This window comes from Kitasatospora sp. NPDC002543 (assembly GCF_053594915.1).
The window spans coordinates 13502-35856 of sequence record NZ_JBSFWR010000057.1; the positions used below are offsets into that span (position 1 = coordinate 13502).

The following is a 22355-nucleotide window of genomic DNA, read 5'->3' on the forward strand; positions in this document are numbered from 1 at the left end:
CCGCAGATCCGTAGATCTGCGGGGCTTCGCTGTGCGCGAGGGGGGAGTTGAACCCCCACGCCCTTTCGGGCACTGGAACCTGAATCCAGCGCGTCTGCCTATTCCGCCACCCGCGCATGGGTGTTGTCTTCTCTGCCGACCGGTCCTCCGAACCGCTCGGTACCATCGGTACTTCGCGTTTCCTTGGTCCGGCCTCCCTTTCGGGCGGCCCTTCCGACGTGGAAAACATTAGCACGACCTGGGGGGCTGCTCCGAATCCGTTGTCCGGGGAGGCCCACGGCATCCGAACCGATGCCCGACGAACGTCCGTACGACTGCCGGGAGCCCGTTCCCACGAGCACACCTGGCGTGCCGTACCCGAAATGCGTCACCCTGTGTGTCCGAGCCCACCCCCGGGCACCACACGGTCCGGGAACCGTACGGAAGGGCCCGGCGTGGATACGATCAGTACGGAAGTACCGCAAGTAGGAGGCGCGACCGGGTCCCGGGCGGGATCCGGCCGGCAGGCAGGCGAACGAACCCTGGAAGGGGGTGCCCCATGGGAGTGCTGAAGAAGTTCGAGCAGCGGCTCGAGGGTCTCGTCAACGGCACCTTCGCCAAGGTGTTCAAGTCCGAGGTCCAGCCCGTGGAGATCGCCGGAGCGCTGCAGCGCGAGTGCGACAACAACGCGAGCATCTGGAACCGCGACCGCACCGTCGTGCCGAACGACTTCATCGTCGAGCTGAGCCCGCACGACTACGAGCGACTCAGCCCCTACTCCGGGCAGCTCGGCACCGAGCTGTCCGGCATGGTCCGCGAGTACGCGGAGGCCCAGCGGTACACGTTCATGGGGCCGCTCCAGGTGAACCTGGAGAAGGCCGACGACCTGGACACCGGGCTGTACCGGGTGCGCAGCCGCACCCTCGCCGCCGAGGAGCCCCCGCAGCAGCAGCCGCAGCAGTACGCGCCGCAGCAGCCCGGCTACGACCGGCCGCCGGCCGCTCCGGCCCCCGGCGCACCGTGGCAGCAGCCCGGCGCCGGCCAGTACGGCGCGCCCCCGCCGCCGGCCGCGCCCCCCGCGATGCCCCCGGGTCCGCCCGCGCCCGCGGGCGGCAACGTCCGCGCCTTCCCCGGCGCGGGACACGGCGGCGCCGGGATGCGCCGCTGGGTCGAGGTGAACGGCTCCCGGCACCAGATCACCGGTTCCGCCTGCGTGCTCGGCCGGTCCACCGAGGCCGACGTGCGGATCGACGACCCCGGGGTCTCCCGCAAGCACGCCGAGATCCGGCCCGGCACCCCTTCGATGGTGCTCGACCTGGGGTCCACCAACGGCATCGTGGTGGACGGACAGCACACCCAGCGCGCTACGCTCCGCGACGGCTCGCGAATCGTCGTGGGCTCCACCACCATCGTCTACCGGCAGGTCGAAGGGTAGTGTCCGAATTGTTCGCGCGCCTCGCTCACCGACTGGCGGGACGGTCATGTCAGAACTGACCCTCACGGTCATGCGGTTGGGCTTCCTGGCCGTGCTGTGGCTGTTCGTCATCGTCGCGATCCAGGTGATCCGCAGCGACCTGTTCGGCACCAAGGTGAACCCGCGGGCCTCCCGCCGCGGCGGGGGCGCCGCGGCTGCGGGCGGTGCGGCCACCACGACCGCGGCACGCGCCGCGGCGCCGACCCAGGCCGGTCCGTCGGCCGGGCAGACCCAGGCCGGCCAGACCCAGGGCGGCGGGCGCCGCCGCGGCGGTCCGACCCAGCTCGTCGTGGTGCAGGGCTCCCTGGCCGGCACCACGGTGGCGCTCCAGGGCCAGACCATCACGCTCGGCCGCGCGCACGACTCCACCATCGTGCTGGACGACGACTACGCGTCCTCCCGGCATGCCAGGATCTATCCGGATCAGACTGGGCAGTGGACGGTCGAGGATCTAGGCTCCACCAACGGCACCTATCTGGACCGGCAGCGCCTGACCGCGCCCACCCCGCTCCAGCCGGGCATGCCGATCCGTATCGGCAGGACCGTCATCGAACTGCGGAAGTAGTAGCGCATGAGGGACAGCATCCCGTCCATGACCCAGAGGGGGGCACAGGTCGCATGACCCTGGTGCTGCGCTTCGCCGCCGGCTCCCACAAGGGACTGATCCGGGAGGGGAACGAGGACTCCGGCTACGCCGGGCCGCGGCTGCTGGCCGTGGCCGACGGCATGGGCGGCGCCGCGGCCGGCGAGGTCGCTTCCTCCGAGGTGCTCGGCTCGATCGTCCGGCTGGACGAGGACGTGCCGGGCGCCGACCTGCTGACCCTGCTGGGCGACGCCGTCCAGGGCGCCAACGACCGGCTCCGGCAGATGGTCGAGGAGGACCCGCAGCTGGAGGGCATGGGCTGCACCCTGACCGCCATGCTGTGGACGGGCCAGCGGATGGGCATGGTGCACGTCGGCGACTCCCGCGCGTACCTGCTGCGCGACGGCTCCCTGGTGCAGATCACCCAGGACCACACCTGGGTGCAGCGCCTGGTCGACGAGGGCCGGATCACGCCCGAGGAGGCCGAGACCCACCCGCAGCGCTCGCTGCTGATGCGGGCGCTGGACGGCCGCGGCCAGGTCGAGCCCGACCTGTCGATCCGCGAGGTCAGGGCCGGCGACCGCTACCTGATCTGCTCCGACGGCCTCTCCGGTCCGGTCAGCCACCAGACCCTCCAGGAGACCCTCGGCAGCTACTACGCGCCCGAGCAGACCGTGCAGGAGCTGATCCAGCTCGCGCTGCGCGGCGGGGGCCCGGACAACATCACCTGCATCGTGGCGGACGTCATCGACGTCGGCGCCACGGACACCATGAGCGGCCAGTTCAACGACGTCCCGGTGGTGGTCGGCGCGGTCGCCGACGCCCCGCCGTCCTCGGCCGCCGCCGACCGCTCGATCGCGGACACCCCGGCGGGCCGCGCCGCCGGACTCGGCCGCAGCCCCCAGGGCGCCTTCGGCCCCGCCGAGGGCTACGAGGGCGAGTACGGCTCCGGGCAGGGCGGCTTCGGCCCCGCCGAGGGCTACCAGGGCGGCGAGTACGGCTACGGCTCCGGCGAGCCCTCGGTGTACGGCACCGAGGAGTTCGACGAGGAGCGCCCGGCGAAGCGCAAGCGCAAGGGCCTGACGGTCTCGCTGGCCGCCCTGGTCGCGCTCGGCCTGCTCGGCGGCGCCGGCTGGTTCGGCTACCAGTGGACCCAGGACCAGTACTACGTCGGCACCCAGGACGACCACGTCGCGATCTACCAGGGCATCAACCAGAACCTGGCCGGCCTGCGCCTGTCCTCGGTGCATTCCTCGTACAGCAGGATCCAGCTGAAGTGGCTGCCCGAGGACCAGCAGGTCCACGTGAAGAAGACCATCTCGGTCGGCAGCATGAAGGACGCCCAGTCGACGGTCAACGAACTCGACGGCTGGGTCCAGCTCTGCCAGCGGGCGGCGAGGGCGGCCGCCCCGGCCGCACCGCCGGCCACCCAGGCGGTGCAGGCGGCGTACCTGGCCGCCACGCCCACCCCGACCGAGAAGAACCGCGGCCCGGCCGCGGTGGCACCGACCAGCGCACCGACCACCGCGCCGGCCACACCGACGCCGACCGCCCCGGGGGCACCCGCCCCGGCGCCGAACGCCACCCCTCCGACGGCCGGCGGGCAGGGCGACCAGGCGCCGCTGACCGAGGAGGAACTCGGCCGGGCCAACTCCTGCCCGAAGCAGTGACGTCCGTGATCCGACATAGGACCGCCCCGAGCGGTCTTGCCGGCCGTCAGGGAGCGGTCACCACGTGAGCAGCTACGACCTGACCCAAGAGTCCACCCGGTCCGGCCGGCGCCGGGCGGCGGCCGAGCGTGCCGTCCCCCGCCGACGGGGCAACACCACGATCTCCCCGCAGGAGACGCCCAACCGGCGCAACACCGAGCTGGCCCTGCTGGTCTTCGCGGTGCTGGTGCCCGTCCTCGCGTACGCCAACGTCGGCCTCGCGATGGACGGCAAGCTGCCCACCGGCATGCTCGGCTACGGCCTCGGCATGGGTGCCCTGGCCGTGGTCGCGCACCTGTTGGTGCGCCGCTTCGCGCCGTACGCGGACCCGCTGATGCTGCCGATCGCCACCCTGCTGAACGGGCTCGGGGTGGTGATGATCTGGCGGCTGGACAAGGCGGGCAAGCTGCTCAGGGGCAACTACCCGGCGGCCCAGAACCAGCTGATGTGGTCGGCCCTCGGGATCGCCGGCTTCATCGCGGTGATGGTCCTGCTGAAGGACCACCGGGTGCTGCAGCGCTACACCTACATCTCGATGGTGGTGGCCCTGGTCCTGCTCGCCGCACCGGCCTTCTTCCCGGCCCGGGCGGAGGACTTCGGCGCCAAGATCTGGATCCGGATGGGCAGCTTCTCCATCCAGCCCGGCGAGTTCGCCAAGATCGTCCTGACCGTCTTCTTCGCCGGCTACCTGATGGTCAAGCGGGACGCCCTGGCACTGGCCAGCCGCCGGTTCATGGGCCTGTACCTGCCGCGCGGCCGCGACCTCGGCCCGATCGTCGTGATCTGGCTGCTCAGCCTGCTGATCCTGATCTTCGAGAACGACCTGGGCACCTCGTTCCTGTTCTTCGGCCTGTTCGTGGTGATGCTCTACGTCGCCACCGAGCGGACCAGCTGGATCCTGTTCGGCCTGCTGATGTCGGTCGGCGGCGCGGTCGCGGTCGCCTCGACCGCCAGCCACGTGAAGGTCCGCATCGACGCCTGGCTCGACCCGATGGCCGCCTTCGGCGCGAACCCGCCGAAGGGCTCCACCGAGCAGATCGGCCAGTCGCTGATGGCGCTCGGCTCCGGCGGGGTCACCGGCTCCGGCCTCGGCCAGGGCCGCTCCTGGCTGATCGCCTTCGCCGCCAAGAGCGACTTCATCCTGGGCTCGTTCGGCGAGGAGCTCGGGCTGACCGGCCTGATGGCGATCTTCCTGCTGTACGCGCTGCTGGTGCAGCGCGGGCTGCGCACCGCGCTCGCCGCCCGCGACCCGTTCGGCAAGCTGTTCGCCGTCGGCCTCTCCTCGGCGATGGCGATCCAGGTGTTCGTCGTGGCCGGCGGTGTCACCGGGCTGATCCCGCTCACCGGTATGACCATGCCGTTCCTCGCCCAGGGCGGTTCGTCCGTGGTCGCCAACTGGGCGCTGGTCGCGATCCTGCTGAAGATCAGCGACAGCGCCCGCCGACCCGGGGTCGAACCGGCCCCGGCCCCCGAGGGCCAGGGAGGACCCGCCCGATGAACAAGCCGATCCGCCGGGTCTCGATCTTCTGCCTCGTGCTGATCCTGGCCCTGATGGTGCGCACCAACTGGGTGCAGGGCGTCCAGGCCGACTCCTGGGCGACCAACAAGAACAACAAGCGCCAGCTGTACGACCGGTACGCCCACCCGCGCGGCAACATCATCGTCAGCGGCCAGCCGGTCACGAAGTCGGACTTCGTCAACGGCCTGCGCTACAAGTACAAGCGCTCCTGGGTCGACGGCCCGATGTACGCCCCGGTGACCGGCTACTCCTCCCAGGCCTACGGCTCCAACCAGCTGGAGAACCTGGAGGACGGCATCCTCTCCGGCACCGACGACCGGCTGTTCTTCCGCAACACCCTGGACATGCTGACCGGCGAGCAGAAGCGCGGCGGCGACGTGGTCACCACCATCAACGCCAAGGTCCAGAAGGCCGCGTTCGACGCGATGGGCAACAAGAAGGGCGCGGTGGTCGCGCTCGACCCGAAGACCGGCGCGATCCTGGGCCTGGTCTCCACCCCGTCCTACGACCCGGGCACCTTCGCCGGCGGCGAGGCGGCCGACACCAAGGCCTGGACGGACCTCAACGCCGACCCGAACAAGCCGATGCTCAACCGGGCGCTGAAGGAGACCTATCCGCCCGGCTCGACCTTCAAGCTGGTCACCGCGACCGCGGCGTTCGAGAACGGCCGGTACCAGGGCATCGACGACGCCACCGAGACGCCCGAGCCGTACATCCTGCCCGGCACGAACACCCAGCTGAAGAACGAGAGCCCGAACGAGCGCTGCGAGAACGCCACCGTCAAGTCCGGGATGGACCAGTCCTGCAACACGGTCTTCGCCAAGATGGGCGCCGACCTGGGCAAGGAGCGGATGCGGGCGCAGGCCGAGAAGTTCGGCTTCAACAGCACGGTCGACACCCCGATCCGCTCCGAGAAGAGCGTCTTCCCGGACAGCCCGAGCCTGGACGGCACCGCCCAGGACTCGATCGGCCAGCACGACACCCGCGCCACCCCGCTCCAGATGGCCATGGTCTCCGCGGCGATCGCCAACAACGGCAGCCTGATGCAGCCGTACCTGGTCGACCAGGAGCGCTCGGCCACCTTGACCACCGTGTCCAAGCACACCGAGAAGCAGTTCTCCCAGGCGATGAGCCCGGCCACCGCGCAGAAGATGCAGGACCTGATGGTCTCGGTGGTCGAGAACGGCACCGGCACCAACGCCAAGATCCCCGGCCTCCAGGTCGGCGGCAAGACCGGCACCGCGCAGCACGGCGAGGACAACGCCGGGCTGCCGTTCGCCTGGTTCACCTCCTGGGCCAAGACCCCGGACGGCCAGTCGGTCGCGGTCGCGGTGGTCGTCGAGGACGGCTCCCAGAACCGCGACGGCATCAGCGGCGGCCGGCTCGCGGCCCCGATCGCCAAGGCGGTGATGCAGGCAGCACTCGGCAAGTAGGAGCGCGGATCCGGGGTGAGGGGAACGTCACGATCGGCAGCCCCGTCCGGATACCGGTCTGATATCGGCCGACGGCTGACTCCGGTCCGATGCGGTCCGACCGGTAGCGTATCCGCCAGCAGCGGGTGTGCCCGTTGCCGCCCGCGAGGCACCGCACGGCCCGGCCGGAGAACCGGTCGCGGACCGCGCGGCGTCACCCAGAGCGTGCGGGGACACCTACGTCACAACCTCACCGGCGGGTGAGGGAGAGGGTCGGAACTATGGAAGAGCCTCGTCGCCTCGGCGGCAGGTACGAGCTCGGCGGCGTCCTCGGACGCGGCGGCATGGCCGAGGTGTACCTCGCCCATGACACCCGGCTCGGCCGCTCCGTCGCAGTGAAGACGCTCCGGGCCGACATGGCCCGGGATCCGTCGTTCCAGGCCCGGTTCCGCCGCGAGGCGCAGTCGGCGGCGTCCCTGAACCACCCCGCGATCGTCGCCGTGTACGACACCGGCGAGGACTACATCGACGGCATCTCCATCCCGTACATCGTGATGGAGTACGTCGAGGGGTCCACGCTGCGCGAGCTGCTGCACTCCGGCCGCCGGCTGCTGCCCGAGCGCGCGCTGGAGATGACCATCGGCATCCTCCAGGCCCTGGAGTACTCGCACCGGGCCGGCATCGTGCACCGCGACATCAAGCCGGCCAACGTGATGCTGACCCGGCAGGGCAACGTCAAGGTCATGGACTTCGGCATCGCCCGTGCGATGGGTGACGCCGGGATGACCATGACGCAGACCTCCGCCGTCATCGGCACCGCCCAGTACCTCTCCCCCGAGCAGGCCAAGGGCGAGCAGGTCGACGCCCGCTCCGACCTGTACTCCACCGGCTGCCTGCTCTACGAGCTGCTGACCGTCCGCCCGCCGTTCGTCGGCGACTCGCCGGTCGCGGTGGCCTACCAGCACGTCCGGGAGGAGGCGCAGCCGCCGTCCGTCTTCGACCCCGAGGTGCGCCCCGAGGTCGACGCGATCGTGCTGAAGGCGCTCGCCAAGGACCGCGACTACCGCTACCAGACCGCCGACGAGATGCGCGACGACATCGAGCGCTTCCTCGACGGCCTGCCGGTGGCCGCCGCCCAGCAGGCCGCGTACGGCATGGGCGCGGCCGGGTACGGCTACGACCAGAACGGCTACCCGCAGCAGCACGACCCGTACGGCCAGACCAACGTGCTGCCGCAGCAGCCCGGCGGCGGCCCGACCACCGTCCTGCCGCAGGCCTCCGGGCAGCCCGGCTACGGGCAGCAGGGCGGCTACCAGGACGACGGCTACGGCCAGACCTACGCCGGTGCCGCGGGCGGCGGCAACGACGGCTACGACGACGGCTACGGCCGCGGCGGCCGCCGGGGCGAGGACCCGCCGAAGAAGAGCAACACCTCCTGGATCGTGCTGGCGGTGGCCGCCGTGCTGGTCCTGGTCGGCACCTTCTTCGTCGCCCAGGCGATGTTCGGCAACGACAAGAAGGAGACCGCGAAGGTCACCGCCCCGGGCCTGGTCGGCAAGACCCTGGCCGAGGCCAAGACCGCCGCCGCCGCGGCCGGTCCCAAGCTCGTGGTGGCCGAGGGCGAGAAGATCGCCTGCCCGGACACCAACATCAAGAAGGACCAGGTCTGCGTCCAGACCCCGGCGGTCGGCACCCAGGTCGCCGAGGACTCCACCATCACGGTGCAGATCTCCTCGGGCCCGGCCAAGGCGCAGGTCCCGAGCGTGGTCGGCAAGCCGAAGGACCAGGCCACCAAGGCGCTCGCCGACCTCGGCTTCACCAACGTGACCACCGAGTACAAGGACGACGACAACGCCGCGCAGGACACCGTCACCGCCCAGGACCCGGCGGCCAACGCGGCCGTCGACCCGGGCACGGCGATCAAGCTGACCGTGTCGCAGGGCAAGGCCAAGGTGACCGTCCCGAACGTGGTCGGCTCCCAGAAGGAGGACGCCCAGGCCACCCTCCAGGGCCTCGGCTTCCAGGTGGACGTCTCGAAGACCACGCCGGCCCCGGACCCGAGCAAGGTCAACACCATCGCCTCGCAGTCGGTCCCGGCCAACACCAAGGCCCCGGCCAACACCAAGATCACGCTGGTCGTCTACAAGGCGCAGGACAAGCCCCAGATCCCGCCGCTGGCGAACGTCAAGCTGGGCGCCGCCGCGGACCAGCTGAAGGCGCTGGGCCTGACCTACGTCGTGGTCAGCGGCCCCGCGGACCCGAACGCCACCGTGCAGCAGAGCAACCCGCCGGCCGGCACCCTGGTCGACCCGAACAGCCAGATCCAGCTGTACACCAAGGCGGCGGAGCCGACCAAAGGGGGCGACCCCACCACCACACCCCCCAAAGGGGACCACTAGGCCCCCGATATTCCCCTGGTTCGGCTGAACCGGGGGAGGGGCCCGGGTAACTCCCCAGCACGCCCGAGGGCCCGCCGCGATGTCCGCGGCGGGCCCTCGGGCATTTCCGTGCCCGGCCCCCTCCCCAGGGCCGTACGGCGGCCTCAGGAGCGGCGCAGCTCCGGCGGCGGGGTGCGCTTGGCGTCCATGTCGTCCACCCGCACCAGGCTGCCCCAGACGGCCATCCGGTAGCGCGAGGTGTACACCGGCGTGCAGGTGGTCAGGGTGATGTACCGGCCGGGCCCGGCGTAGCCGGAACGGGCCGGAACGGGCGCCACGATGCCGGTGTCGTACTTGGACGTCTCCGCCAGGGTCGCGTCGACCTGGTAGACGTACCACTTGTCCCGGGTCTCGACCACGACCGCGTCGCCCCGGTGGACGGCGTCCAGGTCGTGGAACTTGGCTCCGTGGCCGTCCCGGTGGGCGGCCAGCGCGAAGTTGCCCTGCGGGTCCCACGGCATCGCGGCCTTGTACGGCTGCTCGTAGACGCCCGCGACGCCCTCGTCCAGGACCTCGGTGGAGGTGCCCATCCGGATCAGCACCTGGTAGTCCCGGCCCATCGCCGGGACGTGCAGGAAGCCGACGTCGTCCCCGGCCGCGAACTGCTTCGGCACGGCGCCGGGGGCACCCGGGTCTCCGGGCGTGCCGGAGGCTCCGGGGGCCGGGGCGGGGCCGGGGGACCCCGAGGGGCCCGGGGTCGGCCCCGCGGCCCAGCTGCTGCGCAGCCGGTCGGCGGCCTGCGAGGCGGAGCGGTCCGCCTGCACGTTGGTCCACCACAGCGAGTAGGCCACGAACAGGCCGAGCACCAGGCCCAGGGTGATCAGCAGCTCGCCGAAGACCCCGAGCGCGGCCAGCGCCCGGTTCCGGCCCCGCCCGGCCCGCGGCTCGGGCGGGCGGAAGGCCTCCTGCGCCGGTTCGGCCGACTGCGCGGTCTCGTCCTGCATCTGCGGTGCTCCCCCTCCGGGCCGGGCGGCCGGGCGGCTACCCGCCCGTGATCGCGGCCGGCTTGCCCTGGGCACGCGGCCGTTCCTCGATCATCTTGCCAAAGACGATGAGACGGAACTTGGAAGTGAACTCCGGGGTGCACGTGGTGAGCGTGATGTAGCGGCCGGGCCCGGCGTACCCGGCGCCGTTCGGCACCGGCTTGATCACGCTGACGTTGTTGGGGGAGGTCTCCGGGATCCCCCCGGTGACCTCGTAGGTGTAGTAGCCCGCGGCGGTCTCCACCACGATCTTGTCGCCCTTGCCGAGCTCGTTGATGTACCGGAACGGCTCGCCGTGGGTGTTGCGGTGGGCGGCCAGCGCGAAGTTGCCCGCCTTGTCGCCCGGCATCCCGGTGTTGGCGTAGTGGCCGACCAGGCCCTTGTCGAGCACCGACGGCTTGGAGGTGCCCTCGGCGATCGGGAACTTCAGCCCCAGCTTGGGCAGGTAGATGATGGCGAAGCCCTTGCCGGGCTCGAACACCTCGGGCTTGTCCGGGGCGGCCGGCGCCGGCTGCCCCGGCTGCCCCGGCTGGACGGGCGGGGCAACCGCGTCGAACTGCTGCTCCAGCCGGTTGCGGGCCCCGTCGGCGGCCGCGTCGGCCTGCACGTTGGTCCACCAGAGCTGGTACGCGACGAAGAGCAGCATGACCAGGCCGAGCGAGATGCACAGCTCGCCGACGCCCCGGGCGGCCACCACGAGCAGGGACTCCTTGGGGCGCACCCGCCCGGCGGCACGGCCGTTCGCCCGGCGCCGGCCGTTGCCGGAGCGCAGCGAGGTGCGGCCCTGGGCGGCGCGGCGGCGCTCGGCCCGGCCGCCGGTGGGGGCCGGTTCGCCGGCCGGCGCGCCGATGTCCGGGGGCAGCCGCAGCTGGAGGGTCTGGTCGGGCAGCCAGGGGTACTCGGGCCCGTCCACGAGGGGCTCCTGGGCCTGCTCGTACACGCCCCAGGCGTCCTCGGGCACGGCCTGCACCGGGTACGGGGCGCCGTCGGTGCCGTGTTCCCGGCCCGGGTGGCCGGGGCCGCCGTACTGCCGCACGGTGCCGTACGGGTCCGTCTCCGGCTGGAAGCGCCGCTCCGGACGCAGCGCGGTCACGCCGGTCAGCCCCGGCCGATCACCGGGGCGAGCCCGGCCGACCGGTCGACCGCCTGCGGGAAGCCGCACTCCGCGAGCCAGTTGGCAAGCATCCGGTGACCGCCCTCGGTGAGCACCGACTCGGGGTGGAACTGCACGCCCTCGACCGGGAGTTCACGGTGCCTCAGGCCCATGATCACACCGCTGCCGGTGCGGGCGGTGACCACCAGCTCGGCCGGCACGGTGGCCGGTTCGACCGCCAGCGAGTGGTACCGGGTCGCGGTCAGCGGCGAGGGGAGGCCCGCGAAGACCCCGCCGTCCTCGTGCTCGACCGGCGAGGTCTTGCCGTGCAGCAGCTCGGGCGCCCGGCCGACCACCGCGCCGTAGGCGGCCGCGATCGACTGGAGGCCCAGGCAGACGCCGAACACCGGGAGCCCGATCCGCGCGCAGTGGTGCACCATCTCGATGCAGACCCCGGCCTCCTCCGGGGCGCCGGGCCCGGGGGAGAGCAGCACTCCGTCGAAGCCCTCCTCCCCGGAGCGGCGGACGGCGTGCTCGACCGTCACCTCGTCGTTGCGCACCACCTCGCAGGTGGCGCCCAGCTGGTACAGGTACTGGACCAGGTTGAAGACGAAGCTGTCGTAGTTGTCCACCACCAGGATGCGGGGCGGGGTGCTGGGCCGGGTCGTCATGCGCGCGTGGTCTCCGTGGGATGCGGTGCGGGAAGGGAGTGCCGGGCCCGCCGGCTCAGCCGGTCGCGGCGCCGTCGCCGCCGTCCACTGTGACGTCGCCGAAGGGGAGCAGCGGTTCCGCCCACGGGAAGACGTAGGTGAAGAGGAGGTAGACGATCCCCAGCACGAGGAGCAGCGAGATGACGGCCCGGACCAGGGTGTTCCCCGGGAGGTGACGCCAGATCCAGCCGTACATGGTGCTCCCTCGACGTAGCGGACTGGGTTAAAGAGTAGACCCGCCGGGTTCGGCCGCGGGGCCGGTCCGCTACTGCTGCCCGCCCGCCGAGCGCAGCTCGGTGGTGCCGGAGTAGCCGGGCAGGGTCAGGTCCCCGCTCTCCTGGACCTTCCAGCCCAGCCCGTACGCCTGGACGTACTGGAGGTAGTTGCGGATCGTCGGGTCCGTCTCGACGGTCGAGCGCAGGGCGTCGGTCTTCCCGACCGCCTTGACCACGTAGGGCGGGGAGTAGACCCGGCCCTGGAGCAGCAGGGTGTTGCCGACGCAGCGGACGGCGCTGGTGGAGATCAGCCGCTGGTCCATCACCTGCACGCCCTCGGCGCCGCCCCGCCACAGCGCGTTGACCACGGCCTGGATGTCCTGCTGGTGGATGACCAGGTCGTTGACGCCGGGCTCGGGCACCCCGGGGATGCGCGCGGTGGCGTTCGGCGGGGCGTCGTTGAGGGTGACGGTCAGGCCGCCGCCCTGGAGCGGCTCCAGGGCGGCGCCGGAGCGCAGGCCGTCCAGCTGCGCGGCGTCGGCGGGGTCGTGGCCCTGCTGCTCGGTGAGCTGCTGGGCGCGGGTCTGGAGGTCGGCGAGCTGGGACTGCGCCTGCTGGTTCTGCGCGCTGCGCTGGCGGATCACGTCGCCGAGGCTGAGCAGCGAGTTGTCGGTCCGCAGGTCGGTGCCGCGGGCGGTCTGGGCGCTGATGTAGAAGAGCAGCCCGGCGAGCGCGAACACGGCGCAGGTCAGGGCACGGCCGACAATTCGGGTGCCGGAGCGACGGGTACGGGCCGGCTCAGGGGGAATCGACAAATTAGTCACCGTACCCTTATCTCCTCAAGACCCGCCGAGCCACTACGCTAACGGACGCCGGTGGCGTGTGGCGGAGCGGTCCCAGGACGTTTCTCCACGGCGACCGCGGCCGATTCCACCCGCTGCACCCCGCGCGGTCTCACAGCGCATCGACAGGAGAGCTCCTCGTGCCGAAGTCTCGACTCCGCAAGAAGTCCGACTACACCCCGCCGACGACGGCTGCGGTGAAGATCAGTTCGGGCCGCGGGTGGGTCGCTCCGCTGATGCTCGCGCTGTTCCTGGTCGGCCTGGTGTGGATCGTCACCTACTACGTGACCAGCGGCAGCTACCCGGTCGAGGACTGGCGGAACTGGAACATCCTGGTGGGCTTCGGCTTCATCGCCGCGGGGTTCGGCGTCTCCACCCAGTGGAAGTGACGGCCCGCCCGTCCTGAGGCTCCTCACCGAGCCGTTCTCCGCCGCTCCGGATCGCTCGTCCCGGGGCGGCGGTCAGGCGTGCCCGCGGCCGGGGGACGAGCCCGGACGGAGCCGGAGCGGGGCCGACCGGGAGGGCAGCCGGTCGGTTGTCCCCACCATCGGACCACCCGCTTATCCACATGGTTATCCACACTGGGGAAAAGTCCCCCCACCCTGTGGATAACTTTTCCGCACGGGGCCGTCCACAGCTGTGCACAACTCCCCGGAGGCGCGGGAACCGCACAGCAGGACACGCGTAGAACAGCAGTCCACAACCGGGTGGACGCACAGCCTGTGCACAACCCCGCACCCGCTGTGGACAACCGTCCGAAGGGTCAGGCCCCGTAGAGGGACATCCCGACCAGCAGCATCCCCGCCTCGACCGCCACCGCGCCCGCCACCGCCAGTGCCTGCACCGCGCCGCGCCGCTCGCGCGGGGCGTACATCAGGCCGGCCGCGGTCAGCGAGCCGAGCACCAGGCCGCCGACGTGCGCCCGCCAGTCGATGCCCGGGCGGGAGAAGGTGACGATCAGGTTGAAGACCAGGAACGCCATCGCCGGGGCGATCGGGCCCCGGTTCCGCAACTGCATCACGATCGTGGCGCCGATCAGCCCGAAGACCGCCCCGGAGGCGCCCACCGAGTTCATCCAGTCGCCGGCCACCAGGAAGGCGAAGGTGCTGCCGCCCAGGCCGGAGACCAGGTAGAGGGCCAGGAACCGCAGCCGCCCGAGCGCCTGCTCCAGCGCGGGGCCGAGCCAGAACAGCACCAGCATGTTCATCCCGACGTGCCACCACTCCAGGTGCAGGAAGGTGGCGGTCAGCAGCCGGTACCACTGGTCCGGGCCGTCGGCGATGCCCGCCGGGCCGCCGAGGATGTCGCTCCCCGCGCTGAACAGCGACCAGGTCTGGCCCAGCCTGGGGGTGAGCACGTAGGCCGCCAGCACCCAGACCACGACGTTGAGGCCGATCAGCAGCCGGGTCACCAGCCCGCCGTCGGCGGCCAGGGCGCCGCCGAACCGGGTGGTCGCCTGCCGCGACCCGGCGTGGCCCTCACCGACGCACTCCGGGCACTGGAAGCCCACCGAGGCGGTCACCATGCACCGGGGGCAGATCGGCCGCTCGCAGCGGGTGCAGGAGACCCCGGTGGGGGTCTGCGGGTGCCGGTAGCAGCCGGGCGGACCGGCCTCCGGGGACGGATCGACCGACGGGCGCGGCTCGTCCGGGAGCATCAGCGGGGTCCCCTTCCCGTACACGACCTCCGAAACCGCCAGCCTACTGCCGCGCCCCCGCCCACGGCCCCGCTCCCCCACGTCCGGCTCCACTCCGTTCCCGCGCTCCGCGCCCCCGCGGGGCCCCGTGTCCGGCCGTCCCCGGCCCCCGCCGCACCCGGCCCCGCCGCCCGCCGGGGCCCGCGTACGGCCCACCCCGGATGCCCTTGGACAAATCAGGATGCATGATCAGCATTCAGGTGGATATGTGCATAAAGGACGCCACCCAGGAGGAGAGAACTCGTGAGCTTTTCGGATTCGGCCCGAGAGACGGCCACCAGGACCCGGGACACCGCCGCACAGTTCGCGGACAGCGCCAAGCAGCGCCTCGGCCCCGCCTTGGACGCCTTCGGTCCGAAGGCCGCGCTGGCCGCGCACAACCTCCGCGACCAGTACGACAGGCACCTCGCCCCGCAGTTCGGCCAGGCCTTCGCCAATCTGTCGCCGGAGGCCCAGCAGAACGCCCTGAAGGCCCTTCACCGGGCCCAGGAGGCCGCCCTGGCGGCCCGTCTGTCCGCCACCCGGGCAGCGGACCAGGCCCGGGCCAGCGTGGGCCCCAGGGTCGCCCAGGCGGTCGAGGAGGCCCGCGCCACCGTCGTCCCGGTCGCCCAGGAGGCCCAGGCCCGCGGCGCCGCCGCGCTGACCGCCCTCCACGGCAACGTCAGCTCGGCCGAGATCAGCGAGCTGGCCGCCCGGAACGCCAGGAAGGAGCGCTGCAACCGGCTGTCCACCGGCCTCGCCGTGGCCGGCCTGCTGGCCATCGGCGGCGGTGTCCTGGCCTGGCAGTGGTGGCGCCGGCACAGCAACCCGGAGTGGCTGGTCGAGCCGCCGGCCCCGCAGGAGTCCCGGCCGGCCGGCGCGCACGCCGCCTCCGCCCCGGTGAACGGCTCCGGCCCGGACACCGCCGGTGAGCCGGCGCCCGAGAACGACGGCCCGGTCGCCGGGAACGACGGCCCCGGGCCGCGCTGACCGCGACGGACGTGCCCGGGAACGCCGATGGGCCGCCGACCAGGATCCTGGTCGGCGGCCCATCGGCTACCGCTGCGAACTGTGGAGCATAGGAGACTCGAACTCCTGACATCTGCCTTGCAAAGGCAGCGCTCTACCAACTGAGCTAATGCCCCTCGACGGCACCGCGCGCGTGCCAACGGGCACTAGCGTACCGGTTTCCGGCGCGATTCCCAGCGCCGTCCCCCCGGAACGGTGCCGTTCCACGAGCTCGGCCGGTCCGGTCCGTCGACCGGGCCGGCCGGCCCTGGAAGCGCCGACGGGCGCCTCCGGAGTTCGTCGATCGTCAGATCGCCGGGCGTTCAGCGACCGGCCGGGACCGGGTCGGTGGCCTCGGTCCACAGGTCCTGCTCGGCGCGGTCCGCCTGGACCTGACGGTAGACAAAGAAGCCGCCGAGGGCGACCAGGGCGACCAGGAGAAGCTTCTTCACCGCGGGACCTCGTCCTTCTTGCGTTGGTGGACTCAAGAGCCGGATCCGGCCGGAGTGACCGGGCCGACGAGTCCAGTTGTGTTTCGAGCGCGAATGGGCGGCCGAGTACCAGACTGCCCTTGCGGCCGATGATACACACCGGTGTCCCAATCGTGACCAGCCACCGGTACGGCCAACCCGGCGGTCCGGTCCCAGGATTGACGCCGCACCTCCTGCCGGGCGGCCCGGCCGCGCACGGGCCCCGCCGCGCACGGCGGTCAGGCCCGGTCCGCGGGGCCCTCCGCCGGGCCGTGCGCGGGCTCCTCCGCCGGGCGGCCCGGCACCACCACCACGGCCGTGCCGCCCGCCAGGTCCACCCTGGTCCGCGGTGGCGCCCCCTCGCCCTCCTCGTCCCGCAGCATCAGGGTGCTGCCGCGTTCGTCCAGCTCGTGCTGCTTGCCCGCGGCGAACTGCGCGTGCAGCTGCTCGAACCCGGTGGCCGAGATCTGCCCCTCCCGGCCGGTCCCCCGCCAGGGCACCCAGCGGGCTCGGCCCGCCCGCAGGGCCAGCTGGTCGAGCGCCGCCAGCACCACCAGCGCGCAGACCAGTCCGGGGATGCTCATCGCCCACAACACCGCCATGCCGTCACCGACCCTTCACCGTCCCTCCCCGGAGAACCGCGGGGGCGGGCGGGCGGTTCCCGGTCCGGCGGCGGGACCGCGGCGCGGAACGGGGGCGGAACCGGGCGGGGACCCGGGCGGGAAACGCCGAAGGGCCCGGAGTGGATCACTCCGGGCCCTTCGGGGAGGTGGGCCTAACAGGACTTGAACCTGTGGCCTCTTCCTTATCAGGGAAGCGCTCTAACCGTCTGAGCTATAGGCCCTCACCGAACAGAGATCGTACCGGATTCCGGCCGGTGCCCGGCCCCGCCCGATCCCAGGAACTGTCGAAGGGCCCGGAGTGGATCACTCCGGGCCCTTCGCGGTGGTGGGCCTAACAGGACTTGAACCTGTGGCCTCTTCCTTATCAGGGAAGCGCTCTAACCGTCTGAGCTATAGGCCCTTGCCGCACTGAAAGATTAGCGGACCGACGGCCGATCTCCCAAATCCGGGTCGGCCGGGGCCTCGGCGGCACCCCCCGCGACCAGCTGCGGCACACCGGTGGAGGGGCGCAGCAGCCACTCCTCGCGGGTCGGCGGCAGGCCCGCCGAGCCCTCCTCGGTGCTGCGGACGGCGAGGACCTGGTTGATCCCGATCCGGTTCTGCTCGAAGGCGAGCGCGGAGGCCGCCATGTACAGCCGCCAGACCCGGGCCCGGCCGCGGCCGACCAGCCGGACCGCCTCCGTCCAGTGCGCCTCCAGGTTGGCCACCCACTCGCGCAGGGTCAGCCCGTAGTGCTCGCGCAGCGACTCGACGTCCCGGACCTCGAAGCCCGCCTCCTCCAGCCGGGCCACCGTGGATCCGACGGGGGAGAGCTCGCCGTCCGGGAAGACGTAGCGGTCGATGAAGGGGCTGGTGCGGTGCCGCTCGCCGGGGAGGTCGGGGCGGCGGGCGATCTGGTGGTTGAGCAGCCGGCCGCCGGGCACCAGCAGCCGGTACAGGCCCTCGGCGTAGACCCGGTACTGCTCGGAGCCGACGTGCTCGGCCATCCCGACGCTGGAGATCGCGTCGAAGGGCCCGTCGGCGACCTCCCGGTAGTCCTGGAGCCGGACCTCGACCTGGTCGGACAGCCCGGCCTCCTCGACCCGGGCGCGGGCCAGCGCGACCTGCTCCCGGGAGATGGAGACGCCGACCGCGGTGACCCCGTAGTGCTTCGCCGCGTGCAGCAGCAGCGAGCCCCAGCCGCAGCCGACGTCCAGCAGGCGCATCCCGGGGCGCAGGCCGAGCTTGCGGCAGATCAGGTCGAGCTTGGCCTCCTGGGCGGCCTCCAGGCTCTTCGCCTCGGGCGTCCAGTAGGCGCACGAGTAGACCATCGAGGAGCCCAGCACGAGCCGGTAGAAGTCGTTCCCGACGTCGTAGTGGTGGCTGATGGCCGCGCGGTCCCGGCTGCGGCTGTGCAGCCGCCCGGAGGCCCTGCGGACCTCCTCGCGGGGCGGCTCGGGCTCCGGGCCGACGGCCCCGGCCCGCAGCACGGCGGCGAGCACCCGGCGGCCCTTGGCCCCGAGCACGTCGCGCGGCCCGAGGGCCAGGGCGCGGACCTCCGGCCGCTCGGCGAAGCGGGCGACGGCGGAGAGCGTCTCGTAGAGGTCGGTGCCGGGGGCGAGTTCGAGGTCCCCCGCGACGTAGGCCCGGGCCATGCCCAGTTCGTCGGGCTGCCAGACCAGCCGGCGCAGCGCCCGGCGGTTGCGCAGGACCACGGTGGGCCCGCCCGGCGGCCCGGCGGCGCTGCCGTCCCAGGCCTGCACCCGCAGCGGTACCGGGACTCCCAACAGCCCTTCCAGGGCCTCGACCAGTTGACCTGCGAGCTTCGCCACCGCGCGCCTCCGTCCAGTCGTTCTGCGGAACCTCAGCTGACCCGGTCGGGCGGACCGGGGGCGGCCCACGGCACTCCCAGGCGCAGGACGGGTGGCACCCAGCTAATCCCACCGCGGCCGCCCGGTTTCCGGGTGGCACGCCGCGGGCGGCCGGCTGTCACCCGAAATGCCGACGGGCCCCACCAGGCTGCAACAGCCTGGTGGGGCCCGTACATTCCGTCCCCGGACGGAAAGCTGACCGAGCGTCAGGATCCGGCCAGGATCAGTCCTCCTCGGCCAGGGTGAGCTCGACGCCGCCGGTGAAGCCGGCCGCCGCGTTGTAGATGAACGCGGAGAGCGTGGACAGGGCGGTCAGCAGGACGACGTCGACCACGGCGATCAGCGTGGTGAAGGTCATCACCTTGCCGAAGCCGACGTAGTCCATCAGGTTGAGGCCGCCGCTGCTGTCCGAGCCGGTGACGTCCTTGAGGGTCTTGGTCAGCGAGTCGAAGACGCCGAGCGAGTCCAGCGTCATCCACAGCACGGCCGCGGCCACGATGATGATGATGCCGACGGCCAGCGACAGCAGGAAGCTGACCTTCATCACGGACCACGGGTCGACCTTGGTCACCCGCAGCCGGGCCTTGCGGGTCCGGCCGAGACCGACACCGCCGGGCGCGGGGGCGCCGGCGGGCCGACGGCCCGCCCCGGCGGCAGGGGTGCCCCCTGCCGGGGTGCCGCCGGGCGGGGTGATCCCCGCGGTCCGGGTGCCCCGGGCCGGGGTCGGCTGCCCCTTCGCGTACGTGGTCGGCTGCGAGAAGCCGCCCGAGCCGGTGGCCTGGCCGCTCTGCGGCGCGGGCGTCTGCCCCCCGTAGGTCGCACCGCCCTGACCCGCTCCGCCGACCGGTGGCATCAGCGAGGTGGACGCGGCCGGGTGCTCGTTCGGCGGCTGCGGCACACCGTACGAACCCCCGCCCTGCGCGCCCGGACGGCCGCCGGAGGTCCCTCCCGCAGCACCCGTGGCTCCACTCACCTGGTCCTCCCGCACTTCCCGCCAGGACGGCGGCGCCGCCCTGCTTCGTCAGTCGTCATCCAGCGCCCGGCGGGATTGCCCGGAACTGGTCGGCGTCCGGTGGCGCCGCGTCCGTCACCCGAACGCGGCACCACCGGTCTGCGGTTCGGTTCAGGCCTCGACGTCTCCGTCGACCACCGTCTCCGTACCCTCGGCCGTCTCGGTGGACTCGGTGCCCTCGACCTCGTCCTCCGCCGTCTCCTCGTCCTCGGCCTCCGCGTTGCGGGCCATGCCCACGACCGCGTCGCGCTTTCCGAGGTTGATCAGTTGGACGCCCATGGTGTCACGTCCGGTTTCACGAACCTCGGAAACCCTCGTGCGGATCACCCCACCCGAGAGGGTGATCGCCATGATCTCGTCGGATTCGTCGACCACGAGCGCGCCGACCAGCGAGCCCCGGCCCTCGACGATCTTCGCCGCCTTGGTGCCGTAGCCGCCGCGTCCCTGGACACGGTACTCGTCCACGCCGGTGCGCTTGGCGTACCCGCCGTCGGTGGCGGTGAAGACGTAGGTCCCCGGACGGACCACGTTCATCGACAGCAGTTCGTCGTCCTCGCGGAAGGCCATGCCCTTGACGCCGGAGGTGGCGCGGCCGGTGGGCCGCAGGGCGTCGTCGGTCGCGGTGAAGCGGATCGACTGGGCCTTCTTGGAGACGAGCAGCAGGTCGTCCTCGGCGGAGACCAGCTCGGCGCCGATCAGCTCGTCGTCCTGGCCCTCCTCGTCCTGGCGCAGGTTGATCGCGATCAGGCCGCCGGAGCGCGGCGAGTCGTAGTCCTTGAGCGCGGACTTCTTCACCAGGCCGGCCCGGGTGGCGAGGACCAGGTACGGCTTGTCCTCGTAGGTGCGGACGGCCATCACCTGGGTGATGTGCTCCTCCGGCTGGAAGGCCAGCAGGTTGGCCACGTGCTGGCCGCGGGCGTCGCGCCCGGCGTCCGGCAGTTCGTAGCCCTTGGCCCGGTAGACCCGGCCCTTGTTGGTGAAGAACAGGATCCAGTTGTGGGTCGTCGTCACGAAGAAGTGGTCGACGATGTCGTCCTGCTTCAGCTGGGCACCGCGCACGCCCTTGCCGCCGCGCTTCTGCGAGCGGTAGAGGTCGGAGCGGGTCCGCTTGACGTAGCCGCCCCGGGTGATCGTGACGACGATGTCCTCCTCGGCGATGAGGTCCTCGATGGAGAGGTCGCCGTCGGAGGGGATGAGGGTGGAGCGCCGCTCGTCGCCGTACTTCTCGACGATCGCGGCGAGCTCCTCGGAGATGATCTCCCGCTGGCGGACCGGGGAGGCCAGGATCGCGTTGTACTCGTCGATCTTGCGCTGGAGCTCGTCGTGCTCGTCCGTGATCCGCTGGCGCTCCAGGGCGGCCAGGCGGCGCAGCTGCATCTCCAGGATGGCGTTGGCCTGCAGCTCGTCGATGTCGAGCAGGCCCATCAGGCCGGTGCGGGCGGCGTCGGCGCTCGCCGAGGCCCGGATCAGCGCGATGACCTCGTCGATCAGGTCCAGGGCCTTGAGCAGCGCGCGCAGGATGTGGGCGCGCTCCTCGGCCTTGCGCAGGCGGAAGGTGGTCCGCCGGACGATGACCTCGACCTGGTGGTTGACCCAGTGCCGGATGAAGGCGTCCAGCGACAGGGTGCGCGGCACGCCGTCGACCAGGGCCAGCATGTTGGCACCGAAGTTGGTCTGCAGCTCGGTGTGCTTGTACAGGTTGTTCAGCACGACCTTGGCGACCGCGTCGCGCTTGAGGACGACCACCAGGCGGGTGCCGGTGCGGGACGAGGACTCGTCGCGCACGTCGGCGATGCCGGCGATCTTGCCGTCCTTCACCAGGTCGGCGATCTTCAGCGCGAGGTTGTCCGGGTTGACCTGGTACGGCAGCTCGGTGATCACCAGGCACTGGCGGCCCTGGATCTCCTCGACCTCGACCACGGCGCGCATGGTGACCGAGCCGCGGCCGGTGCGGTAGTAGTCGTCGATCCCGCGGCGGCCGACGATCAGCGCGCCGGTCGGGAAGTCGGGGCCCTTGATCCGCTCGATCAGGGCCTCCAGCAGCTCCTCGGCGGAGGCCTCGGGGTTCTCCAGGTACCAGAGCGCGCCGGAGGCGACCTCGCGCAGGTTGTGCGGCGGGATGTTGGTGGCCATGCCGACCGCGATGCCGGTGGCACCGTTGACCAGCAGGTTGGGGATGCGCGAGGGCAGGACGGTGGGCTCCTGCGAGCGGCCGTCGTAGTTCGGCGCGAAGTCGACGGTCTCCTCGTCGATGTCGCGCATCATCTCCATGGCCAGCGGCATCAGCTTGCACTCGGTGTAGCGCATGGCCGCGGCCGGGTCGTTGCCCGGGGAGCCGAAGTTGCCGTTGCCGTCCACCAGCGGCATCCGCAGCGACCACGGCTGGGCCAGGCGGACCACGGTGTCGTAGATCGAGGTGTCACCGTGCGGGTGGTAGTTGCCCATGACGTCGCCGACGACGCGGGCGCACTTGTAGTAGCCCTTCTCGGGGCGGTACCCGCCGTCGTACATCGCGTAGAGCACGCGGCGGTGCACCGGCTTGAGGCCGTCGCGGACCTCGGGCAGCGCACGGCTGACGATCACGCTCATCGCGTAGTCGAGGTACGAGCGCTGCATCTCGGTCTCGAGCTCGACCGGCTCGATCCGCATCGTCGCCTGGACGGTGGCCTCGGCGGCCTCGGGGGTCTCGGGCTGGTCGCCTTCGGGACGGTTGTCGTCGACCACTGGTGGTCAGTTTCCTTTCACGCGGACTGGAACGTA

The 22355-nt window shown here is 72.0% G+C and carries 19 protein-coding genes and 4 tRNA genes; 8 read left to right on the top strand and 15 right to left on the bottom strand.

Annotated elements, in window-relative coordinates:
- Nucleotides 1–32: 32 nt before the first annotated feature.
- A tRNA-Leu gene (locus ACWD4P_RS23070) sits at nucleotides 33–116 on the bottom strand.
- A 422-nt stretch (nucleotides 117–538) separates the two neighbouring features.
- Between ACWD4P_RS23070 and ACWD4P_RS23075 the strand changes: the two genes are divergently transcribed.
- The 6 genes from ACWD4P_RS23075 to pknB all read left to right on the top strand — a co-directional run bounded on the left by ACWD4P_RS23075 (nucleotide 539) and on the right by pknB (nucleotide 9075).
- A complete protein-coding gene (locus ACWD4P_RS23075; protein WP_449780876.1) occupies nucleotides 539–1414 on the top strand; it encodes an FhaA domain-containing protein in 876 nt (291 codons plus the stop codon).
- A gap of 46 nt (nucleotides 1415–1460) precedes the next feature.
- Entirely contained in the window at nucleotides 1461–2018 is a 558-nt protein-coding gene (locus ACWD4P_RS23080; protein WP_449780877.1) for an FHA domain-containing protein FhaB/FipA, read from the top strand.
- A gap of 53 nt (nucleotides 2019–2071) precedes the next feature.
- Nucleotides 2072–3706 carry a PP2C family protein-serine/threonine phosphatase gene (locus ACWD4P_RS23085; protein WP_449780878.1) on the top strand — a complete coding sequence of 545 codons (1635 nt, stop codon included), beginning with the start codon at nucleotides 2072–2074 and terminating at the stop codon, nucleotides 3704–3706.
- Nucleotides 3707–3866: 160 nt separating this feature from the next.
- Nucleotides 3867–5243: an FtsW/RodA/SpoVE family cell cycle protein gene (locus tag ACWD4P_RS23090; RefSeq protein ID WP_359828431.1), complete on the top strand. Its 1377-nt coding sequence runs from the start codon at nucleotides 3867–3869 to the stop codon at nucleotides 5241–5243.
- Nucleotides 5240–6697, top strand: coding sequence for a peptidoglycan D,D-transpeptidase FtsI family protein (locus ACWD4P_RS23095; protein ID WP_359828424.1), 1458 nt, complete (start codon nucleotides 5240–5242; stop codon nucleotides 6695–6697). Before ACWD4P_RS23090 ends, ACWD4P_RS23095 begins: the two co-directional genes overlap by 4 nt.
- Before the next feature lie 260 nt (nucleotides 6698–6957).
- Nucleotides 6958–9075, top strand: a complete 2118-nt coding sequence (gene pknB, locus ACWD4P_RS23100; protein WP_449780879.1) for a Stk1 family PASTA domain-containing Ser/Thr kinase — start codon at nucleotides 6958–6960, stop codon at nucleotides 9073–9075.
- Between the two features lie 143 nt (nucleotides 9076–9218).
- Here pknB and ACWD4P_RS23105 read toward each other — a convergent pair whose 3' ends face one another.
- The 5 genes from ACWD4P_RS23105 to ACWD4P_RS23125 form a co-directional block, all read right to left on the bottom strand.
- Nucleotides 9219–10058 (bottom strand): class E sortase, encoded by an 840-nt coding sequence (locus tag ACWD4P_RS23105; protein WP_449780880.1) that lies wholly within the window; start codon nucleotides 10056–10058, stop codon nucleotides 9219–9221.
- 37 nt (nucleotides 10059–10095) lie between these two features.
- Complete coding sequence (locus ACWD4P_RS23110; protein WP_359828420.1) at nucleotides 10096–11190, bottom strand: class E sortase; 1095 nt, start codon at nucleotides 11188–11190, stop codon at nucleotides 10096–10098.
- A 5-nt stretch (nucleotides 11191–11195) separates the two neighbouring features.
- A complete protein-coding gene (locus ACWD4P_RS23115; RefSeq protein ID WP_449780881.1) occupies nucleotides 11196–11861 on the bottom strand; it encodes an aminodeoxychorismate/anthranilate synthase component II in 666 nt (221 codons plus the stop codon).
- A gap of 55 nt (nucleotides 11862–11916) precedes the next feature.
- Nucleotides 11917–12096 carry a hypothetical protein gene (locus ACWD4P_RS23120; protein ID WP_049656795.1) on the bottom strand — a complete coding sequence of 60 codons (180 nt, stop codon included), beginning with the start codon at nucleotides 12094–12096 and terminating at the stop codon, nucleotides 11917–11919.
- Nucleotides 12097–12165: 69 nt separating this feature from the next.
- A complete protein-coding gene (locus tag ACWD4P_RS23125) occupies nucleotides 12166–12930 on the bottom strand; it encodes a DUF881 domain-containing protein (protein WP_449780882.1) in 765 nt (254 codons plus the stop codon).
- Nucleotides 12931–13097: 167 nt separating this feature from the next.
- Here ACWD4P_RS23125 and crgA point away from each other — a divergent pair, with 167 nt between their 5' ends.
- Nucleotides 13098–13346: a cell division protein CrgA gene (gene crgA / locus ACWD4P_RS23130; RefSeq protein ID WP_359828417.1), complete on the top strand. Its 249-nt coding sequence runs from the start codon at nucleotides 13098–13100 to the stop codon at nucleotides 13344–13346.
- Nucleotides 13347–13720: 374 nt separating this feature from the next.
- Here the strand turns inward: crgA and ACWD4P_RS23135 are convergent, their stop codons facing one another.
- A complete protein-coding gene (locus ACWD4P_RS23135; RefSeq protein WP_449780883.1) occupies nucleotides 13721–14614 on the bottom strand; it encodes a rhomboid family intramembrane serine protease in 894 nt (297 codons plus the stop codon).
- A gap of 282 nt (nucleotides 14615–14896) precedes the next feature.
- On the opposite strand from ACWD4P_RS23135, the gene ACWD4P_RS23140 reads away from it, so the two are divergent.
- Complete coding sequence (locus ACWD4P_RS23140; protein ID WP_449780884.1) at nucleotides 14897–15622, top strand: DUF5324 family protein; 726 nt, start codon at nucleotides 14897–14899, stop codon at nucleotides 15620–15622.
- 82 nt (nucleotides 15623–15704) lie between these two features.
- On the opposite strand, the gene ACWD4P_RS23145 is transcribed toward ACWD4P_RS23140, so the two are convergent.
- From ACWD4P_RS23145 to gyrA, 8 genes are all read right to left on the bottom strand, one after another.
- A tRNA-Ala gene (locus ACWD4P_RS23145) sits at nucleotides 15705–15777 on the bottom strand.
- Between the two features lie 186 nt (nucleotides 15778–15963).
- Nucleotides 15964–16092, bottom strand: coding sequence for a DLW-39 family protein (locus ACWD4P_RS23150; RefSeq protein WP_014137031.1), 129 nt, complete (start codon nucleotides 16090–16092; stop codon nucleotides 15964–15966).
- A 257-nt stretch (nucleotides 16093–16349) separates the two neighbouring features.
- Nucleotides 16350–16712, bottom strand: a complete 363-nt coding sequence (locus tag ACWD4P_RS23155; RefSeq protein WP_449780885.1) for a DUF6191 domain-containing protein — start codon at nucleotides 16710–16712, stop codon at nucleotides 16350–16352.
- Nucleotides 16713–16880: 168 nt separating this feature from the next.
- Nucleotides 16881–16954: transfer RNA gene (locus ACWD4P_RS23160), tRNA-Ile, on the bottom strand.
- A gap of 102 nt (nucleotides 16955–17056) precedes the next feature.
- Nucleotides 17057–17133, bottom strand: a tRNA-Ile gene (locus ACWD4P_RS23165).
- A gap of 16 nt (nucleotides 17134–17149) precedes the next feature.
- On the bottom strand, nucleotides 17150–18544 hold the full coding sequence (locus tag ACWD4P_RS23170; protein WP_449780886.1) for a class I SAM-dependent methyltransferase: 1395 nt from the start codon (nucleotides 18542–18544) through the stop codon (nucleotides 17150–17152).
- A 262-nt stretch (nucleotides 18545–18806) separates the two neighbouring features.
- Complete coding sequence (locus tag ACWD4P_RS23175; RefSeq protein ID WP_359828048.1) at nucleotides 18807–19481, bottom strand: DUF3566 domain-containing protein; 675 nt, start codon at nucleotides 19479–19481, stop codon at nucleotides 18807–18809.
- Nucleotides 19482–19706: 225 nt separating this feature from the next.
- Complete coding sequence (gene gyrA, locus ACWD4P_RS23180) at nucleotides 19707–22244, bottom strand: DNA gyrase subunit A (RefSeq protein ID WP_449780890.1); 2538 nt, start codon at nucleotides 22242–22244, stop codon at nucleotides 19707–19709.
- Between the last annotated feature and the right edge of the window lie 111 nt (nucleotides 22245–22355).